The organism is Bacillus sanguinis (genome assembly GCF_018332475.1).
Taxonomy (GTDB): domain Bacteria; phylum Bacillota; class Bacilli; order Bacillales; family Bacillaceae_G; genus Bacillus_A; species Bacillus_A sanguinis.
The window spans coordinates 1-8,195 of sequence record NZ_BOQB01000232.1; the positions used below are offsets into that span (position 1 = coordinate 1).

The 8,195-nt window shown below is 35.0% G+C and carries 6 protein-coding genes and 2 other annotated features; all 6 genes read right to left on the reverse strand.

Annotated features, from left to right (window positions below):
* Positions 1-85 precede the first annotated feature (85 nt).
* The 6 genes from KI369_RS21975 to KI369_RS22000 all read right to left on the reverse strand — a co-directional run bounded on the left by KI369_RS21975 (position 86) and on the right by KI369_RS22000 (position 7,449).
* Positions 86-1,087: an LCP family protein gene (locus KI369_RS21975; protein ID WP_212957390.1), complete on the reverse strand. Its 1,002-nt coding sequence runs from the start codon at positions 1,085-1,087 to the stop codon at positions 86-88.
* 283 nt (positions 1,088-1,370) lie between these two features.
* The gene (locus KI369_RS21980; RefSeq protein WP_212957391.1) at positions 1,371-3,677 is read right to left on the reverse strand and encodes a glycoside hydrolase; all 2,307 of its coding nucleotides are present in this window, start codon (positions 3,675-3,677) and stop codon (positions 1,371-1,373) included.
* Positions 3,678-3,890: 213 nt separating this feature from the next.
* A complete protein-coding gene (locus KI369_RS21985; protein WP_212957392.1) occupies positions 3,891-4,100 on the reverse strand; it encodes a DUF6366 family protein in 210 nt (69 codons plus the stop codon).
* 112 nt (positions 4,101-4,212) lie between these two features.
* Positions 4,213-5,106: a homoserine kinase gene (thrB, locus tag KI369_RS21990; protein WP_212957393.1), complete on the reverse strand. Its 894-nt coding sequence runs from the start codon at positions 5,104-5,106 to the stop codon at positions 4,213-4,215.
* A complete protein-coding gene (thrC, locus tag KI369_RS21995; protein WP_212957394.1) occupies positions 5,103-6,161 on the reverse strand; it encodes a threonine synthase in 1,059 nt (352 codons plus the stop codon). Before thrC ends, thrB begins: the two co-directional genes overlap by 4 nt.
* On the reverse strand, positions 6,154-7,449 hold the full coding sequence (locus KI369_RS22000; protein ID WP_212957395.1) for a homoserine dehydrogenase: 1,296 nt from the start codon (positions 7,447-7,449) through the stop codon (positions 6,154-6,156). The genes thrC and KI369_RS22000 overlap by 8 nt, the downstream gene beginning before the upstream one ends.
* 154 nt (positions 7,450-7,603) lie before the next feature.
* Positions 7,604-7,835: a binding site (T-box leader), on the reverse strand.
* A 114-nt stretch (positions 7,836-7,949) separates the two neighbouring features.
* Positions 7,950-8,181, reverse strand: a binding site (T-box leader).
* Positions 8,182-8,195 lie beyond the last annotated feature (14 nt).

An 8,195-nucleotide genomic window follows, 5' to 3' on the forward strand; every position in this document is an offset into this window, starting at 1 on the left:
ATTTTTCTACAATAAAAAATCGTTACAGAAAAGTTACAAATCGATTTAGATAAAAAAAGATTGGCAGAAGCCAATCTTTTTTTTATTATTCGTTTCGAACTGGTTTTGGTGTTACACCTAGATGTTGATTCAACTTATTCGAAATATCTTTCACATTTTTTTCATTTGGGATGTAATAATAAATACCGCCGATACGCTTATCTGTACCTTCGATTTGCATTTTTTCCATTTCCAAGTTAGATCCTGCCATATTTTTTGTAATGGCAAGCATATCATCGAAAGTTAAGTTCGTTTTCATATTTTTATCAACCGCATCAAGTAAAGAGCCCATTTTGCTAATAGATTGAACAGACATCGCTTTTTTAGCAATTGCTTCTATTACAAGTTGTTGTCTTTGTCCTCGCATTGCGTCACTATCAATTTTACGCGTTCTTGCAAGTGCAAGTGCTTGTTCTCCATTTAAATGTTGGAAGCCTTTTTCTAAATGAATCATACCCGCTTGGTCTTTACTATCTTGCTCTGTGAAAGTAACAGGTACATCAATATCAATACCACCAAGTGAATCGACAATTTGTACGAATGATTCAAAGTTAAACTTCACATAATAATCAACAGGAACATTTAAAAATCTTTCCACTGTATCTCGTGTACTTTCAACACCACCAAATACGTGTGCGTGTGTAATTTTATCTAATTTCTTTCTAGATGGAATGTAAACACGTGAATCACGTGGAATACTAACTAATTTAACCGATTTATCATCTTTATTAATTGTTGCTAATAAAAGTGCGTCTGTGCGAACAGCTTCACCATATTGGCTTTTTCGCATTTCGCTGCCGTCTACACCCATAATTAAAATAGAGATGTTATCCTTTAAAGGCTCAACTTCTTTATCACGTTTTGATGATTTATCAATTTGTGCATACGCATCACTTACAACAGCTTTTGCTTTATTATATATTAATGATCCATATCCTACTCCTCCAAAAATAAGTAGGAAAAATGGAATTAAAATGAACCATTTTATTGACTTTCTTTTAGAACGTTTTTTATTGCTTCTCGTATTTTGTTCTAATTCAGAGCTCATCTTCATTCGCCTCTCTTTCTCTTTCCCTAGTATAATGTATGTCTATCAATCTTCATATTGAATTTCCTTTCAAACACCTTACATTTTTGTAAGGTTACATGATAAATCCAATATGTATTCCATTTCACATTATACTCTCGTGCTTATTTTTGGCAAGTCACTATTTTTTAACTTCAAAAATTTAACACTTCGTAACATCCTAAATTACAGATTTATAAATCCATTCATTTCGACTCCTTCAATTTCCACCTGAAAAATTAGTAATGCAACAATACATCTCATATTATTTTTTCTCAAGCGGTGTATACATTGTTTTCTTCCCATGATTATTAATGAAAGCTGATTTTGCTTTTATTTTCGTCTTTTCTATTTCTATATCTTCATTTGAAAAATTCACAATAATTTCAATATCTTTTCCATACGAAGCAGATTGCACTAACTTATCTTCTGACAAATATGCGAAGTTCGTCATTTCTTCTTTTACTGCCTTTTCATGAACTTCATTCCAAACTTTCAGATGCTGTGTAATTTCTTGTTTATGCTTATTCCACTCTACTTCATCTAAATGGTACAACGGAGGGACGTTATACAATAATTCGTATAACATACGGTTTCCAACCTCATCTTTTATTTTCAAACTTCCCCATTCCCAGTGATGCGTTGTAATTACAGAATCATTGTATACTAATTTATATAATGGTACTGAATATATAGGATTTAAATATACTTGTTTATACTCTTCTTTTAACGGTACTTGTTTCGCATATTTTTCTGGAACATTTTGATTCGGCGACCAATATCCACCCACATAATACGGACTTGTTTTGTTTTTCCTCATATCTTCATCATCCCATTTAATAACTGGCGTTTCAATGCCGTGAGCAAATGCAATCGTGCTACTTGCAAAATCATTTCCGCCTTCAGAGCCAACTACCATACCTTTTTCTTGCGCAATATAATCCATTCGTTGTAATCTTGCTTTTACATCTTGTTCTTGTGTTGTTATATGTTTAGCTGAATAATCATCGTAAATTTCACCTGTTGCATCACAATCAATAAACCATGAATTATATTTAGGTCCATTTTGTAATATATCGTTCATTCTCTCTTTTACACTAGGAAGAGATAAAGTTGGATTTAATTTTCTCCCTCTACCTAGAAAACCTTGCACCTTTTCTCCATTTTTCTTCGTCACAGTTGCCTCTTCATATAACGATGGATCATGAAAAGAAGCTGTATTCCAATTTTTATCAGCCTTTTCGTGAATAGAATGGTACGAATCATACGGACCAACTAAATATCCCATTTTCTTTGCTTCTGTCACGAAATCAGGCTGCATATAGCCTTGTTCCCAGTTCGGCAAACCAATCCACGCCTTGTCTATTCCAGCCGCTTTCATTTCCTTTATAATATCCGTTCCATCTGCCTTCCCCCATTTACTTACATCTTCAACCGCATCACCGAGCGTCAACTTTAATACATGCTTATTTAAGTCATATAACTCCATCTTCGATAAATGATCTACACCTTCATTTAATAACTCACTAGCCTTCTGATCAACTTTTAGAAAAATGTCCTCTTTATACAATTCCTTCATTGATAATACTTCATTTACATAACGCAAAATAACATTTTTTTGGTACTGATCAACATAATCTTGTTTACTTACTTGCTCAAATACATTCAGCTCCCCAGGCTCTGAACTATTCTTTTGAATAAGCTCTTTTATATGACTGAACACAGGACTATTTATTTGTTCTCTTAACTTTGGCCAATTTATGTTACTGTCAGACAAACCATTTTGATTCCAAAAATAAAAATGAGCCGCACCATAAAGTTTTTCAATCTCTTTATTTTTTCTAGCCTTTTCTTGTAATGTTTTAAATTCACCTTTTCCAGCAATATTATCCTTATACAGTTTAGCAATACTGACTGCATCATTATTTGTCACATATAATTGAAATCCATATGTTTTCTTTTTATTTATACTGGGGAATTCATGTATAAACTCAAATCCTATTTTCGGATCCGAATGAAATCTCAATTCATTATTAAACATATTGTTCGCAATATATACAATGGAATATTTCGAACCATTTAACGCAAAAAACTTCATAGAAAATGATTCAGCAAATGAATATGTATCATCCTTTAAAAACTTCTTCCAATTTTCATCATTACTCGGAATTTGCTTTCCTTCCCATAACGGAAGTGTATAATTTTCAGCTTGTACTTTCGGCCACGTAAAGCTTTCTGCACCAGTCGATTCCACTTCAATATTCAAATGATCTTTTTTCTTCTCTAGATTTACTTTTACTTTTTGATCTGGATATTCCCAAGATGTACGATCCTTTTCTTTTTTTACATTCAACACCTTCATTTTCGGTAAGGGCTGTGACGCCAGTTCCTTTACACCATCATGTTCTACAGTTAACGTGAACGTCTCTGGATTTACATCGTAAGTAAACTCTTTATACGTCGCTTTCTTTATTTTAGACTCTTGAACAGTACTGCTACCTTTTACATCACACCCGACTAAAGTCGAAAATGACATCGTTGTAAGAAGACATATTGCTATCATTTTTTTCATCTTCTGCACCTCCACCACTGAATATACAGGGGCTTTGTTACAGGAATGTGGCAAAAAAATAGAACTAGCATAACGCTAGCTCTATTTTGAGTATTAAAAATAAGTGTATATGGACAACTATAATCTGATTAGAATATATGTAGTACACTAACCATGGTTTTTCATCCAAACTAAAGATGAAAGCAAATCATTCAAAGTTTTAACATGCATTTCTTAACTAAAAAAATAAGTGTATATAATATATCCTAAAACTAGTACTAAAATTACTAGCGCTGTACTTTTCCAATTCATACCACCCGTCATATCAACTGGACTACCTGTTTCAGCTCTGTTTAATCCATCCTTTAAAGAACCGGTAGGATTATTTTTCAATTCACTTTGCCTTATACGTTCTCTTTTTTCTTCTGGTGACTCTTTCTTCATACGATCACCTCCAAATGGATACACCCTTTACTAAATTATACATTATTACTTTTCTTTTATATGCCAACTGAAAAGATATTTACAACAAAAAAAGCTAGCGATGCTAGCTTTTTTATAGTTCTATATGTTCTTCTTTATTTACAGTAATCCCTCTATGATCGATTTCTAGCTCACACACTTTCATAGACGTAAATACTCTCGCTAATTGCTCAGCAATTTCTTGCCGCTTTTCATACGGTGTTAATATAAAAATAGATGGGCCTGCCCCGCTAAGCGCTGTGCCGTATGCTCCAAATTCTTTTGCACATTTACGAATAGATGGTAATAACGGGACCAGTTCTAAACGAAATGGCTCGTGAAAATGATCTCTTTCCATCATTTCACCTACAACTTCCCACTTCTTTTGACAAAACGCAGCTACTAATACATTACTTATCGCACTAGCCTTAACCGCTTCATGAAACGGAAACATAGCTGGTAATACAGATCGGCTTTCATCTGTATTTAACTCTTCATTCGGAATAAGAGAAATTACACCTAATTCCTTACTTTCAATTCTTACAACCGAAACATTCTTTCCATCAAGTGCTCCGATTACAGTTCCTCCTAAAATAGAAGCAGCAACATTATCCGGATGTCCTTCAAAATTTGTAGCAATTTGAACTTTTTGATCAGTCGTTAAGTTCAAATTGCCAAGTTGATTTGCAAGCTCTATTCCTGCTACAATCGCTGATGCGCTACTTCCTAGCCCTCTTGTTAGCGGAATATTACTAGTAACTTCTATTATATGGGGCGATAAAGACGGACATACTTTACATGCCGTGCTGACGATTAAATTTTTATCGTCTGTCGGAATTGATTCTTCAAAGGAATGGATTACTTGCCATTTATCAGCTTCCTCTTTTACTACTACATGTAAATACAAAGACAAAGCTATTCCTACTGAATCAAATCCAGGTCCAACATTCGCTGTACTAGCAGGAACACGAATACTTAATGGTATCACGACATAATCACCCCTTTAATATGCTCTTTAATTTGTTCTATATTATTTGAAATATTCGCAATATCTAATGTATTAGAAGAAATTGCGATATCAGGATCTTTCAAGCCATTTCCAGTTAAAACTGCAACAACTGTTTCTCCTTTTTTGATTTTTCCAGATTGAACATGTTTCATTACGCCGGCTAATGAAGCATTTGATCCTGGCTCAGCAAAAACCCCTTCCGATTTTGCTAATAATCTATACGCATGTAAAATCTCTTCGTCTGATACCATATCTATTTCACCGTGAGACTGCTCTGCAGCCTCTACCGCATATGACCAACTTGCTGGGTTACCGATGCGAATCGCTGTTGCAATTGTTTCAGGTTCTTCAATTACATGCCCTTTTACAATAGCAGCTGCTCCTTCCGCTTCAAACCCGTGAATTCTTGGCTTCTTATAGCCTTTTTCTTTCTCATATTCACAGAAACCTTTCCAGTACGCTGTAATATTTCCAGCATTCCCAACAGGTATCGCTAAAACATCTGGTGCACTTTGCAACTGGTCACAAATTTCAAATGCTGCTGTTTTTTGCCCTTCAATTCGATAAGGATTCACTGAGTTCACTAATGTAATTGGCTCTTCCGCAGCAATATTCCTTACAGCCTTAAGTGCATCATCAAAATTTCCTTCTATTGAAATGATTTCAGCTCCGTAAGCAACTGCTTGCGCTAATTTTCCATGTGCAATCTTTCCTTCAGGGATTACGATTATACATTTCATTCCAAGGCGTGCCGCGTATGCTGCGGCCGATGCTGATGTATTACCTGTTGATGCACAAATAATTGCCTCCGAACCTTCTTCTTTCGCCTTCGCAACAGCCATTACCATACCACGATCTTTAAAAGAACCTGTCGGATTCGCTCCTTCGTACTTACCGTATAACTGAATTCCTAATTGTTTTGATATATTTAATAACGGGATAAGAGGTGTATTTCCTTCCATTAAGCTCACATCAGGTGTATTTTCATTCACTGGTAAATAAGAAGCATACTGTTTTAATAATCCTTTATACATATTGTTTTTCCTCCTCGATAATGTAATAACTGTTTATTTCACTTGCGACATCTTCTATCGCTCCTAGCACTCGTTCGAACTGATACTTTGAAGTTTGATGTGTCACAACAACGACTTCTGCAAGTTCACGATTTAAAGGTAATTGAATAACTTCTTTTAAACTTACAGAATAATTAACGAAACATTCTGTTATTTTTTGCAACATCCCAGGTTCATCTCGTAATGAAATACGTAAGAAATATTTCGAAACGACTTCTTCATCTCCCTGTAATTCATATGGTTCTGGTTCTTTTAACGCACTTTTATTTTTCGGAAATTGATTCATATTTTTAACAATTGAAATAATATCACTTACTACAGCAGAACCAGTCGGTAACTTCCCAGCTCCAGGTCCGTAAAACATTACTTCTCCTACCGCTTGACCGTGAACATATACTGCATTAAATTCATTATTTACATTTGATAATGGATGATGACTTGGTAAAAGTGTCGGTTCTACACTTAAATGAATGGCTGATCCTTGTTTCTCTGCTTTCCCGATTAATTTCATAGTAAATCCTAACTTGTCAGCCATTTGTAAATCTTCTTTTTCGACCTTTCGAATTCCTCTTACTTGTACATCATCTAAAGAAACATTCATCGAAAAACCTAAGTTTGCAAGAATGGCTACCTTTCTCGCCGCATCTAGCCCATCTACATCCGCTGTTGGATCTGATTCTGCGAAACCTAATTTTTGTGCTTCCTGTAATGCCTCTTCATACGACCATCCTTTTTGACTCATCTTTGTTAACATGTAATTTGTTGTACCATTTACGATTCCCATTATTTTTTCAATTTGATCTGATGCTAACCCATCTGTTAATCCTCTTAACACTGGAATACCACCAGCTACACTTGCCTCATAACATAGATCACAATCATTTTCATTCGCTAATTGGAGAAGCTCCGCACCGTATACAGCCATTAAATCTTTATTTGCTGTTACGACATGTTTTTTATTTCGTAAAGCCTTAACAATATGCTGCTTCGCTTCTTCAATTCCGCCCATTACCTCTACTACAATATCAATATTTGAATCATTTAGAACTTCATCGACATGACTTGTTACTACAATTCCATCAATACAAACATCACGTTCTTTTTCTAAATCACGTACAACGACTGTCTTCACTTTCACGTCATACCCTGTATCAAGTGCAATTTTTTTGTAATGTTCTTTCAAAATATGGACAACACCACTTCCGACCGTACCTAATCCTAACACCCCAACATGAATAATATTATTCATCTTCTAATCTCCTCCTACAATTTTATTTTTTATCTTTATCAATCACCTTGCTCTGCTTTTTAATCATGCAGGTGGTGGTTATTTCCGTACGTACAAATCGTTTCATGTTACTGCACCTCCTTTCAAAGTAATAAAAAAACACACCCATCCCTAGGAAAGGGACGAATGTGTTTTCGTGGTTCCACCCTTGTTCCAACCTAGGCATATTTCTCCCTAGATTGCTCAAGTTCAGATAACGGCTGATTCCGTCAATAATTACTAGATTACTCGTTCACTATTGAAGTTCAAAGGTGGTAAAATCATTCCTCGTGTTAGGAAGCTCACACCCTTGGCTCCCCTCTCTGTAAACCGTAAAAATGATTTCATGTCCTTATCGTTACTTTTCGTTCATGTTTATTTGTTAACTCATTATACTCGCATAAAAAACAAAATCAATACTATTTTTTAATTATTTTTAATTTTCAATCTCAAAAACTATAAAAAAACACACCCATCCCTAGGAAAGGGACGAATGTGTTTTCGTGGTTCCACCCTTGTTCCAACCTAGGCGTATTTCTCCCTAGATTGCTCAAGTTCAGATAACGGCTGATTCCGTCAATAATTACTAGATTACTCGTTCACTATTGAAGTTCAAAGGTGGTAAAACCATTTCTCGTGTTAGGAAGCTCACACCCTTGACTTCCCTCTCTGTAAACCGTAAAAATGATTTCGTGTCCTTATCGTTACTTTTTCGTTCATGTCTATTT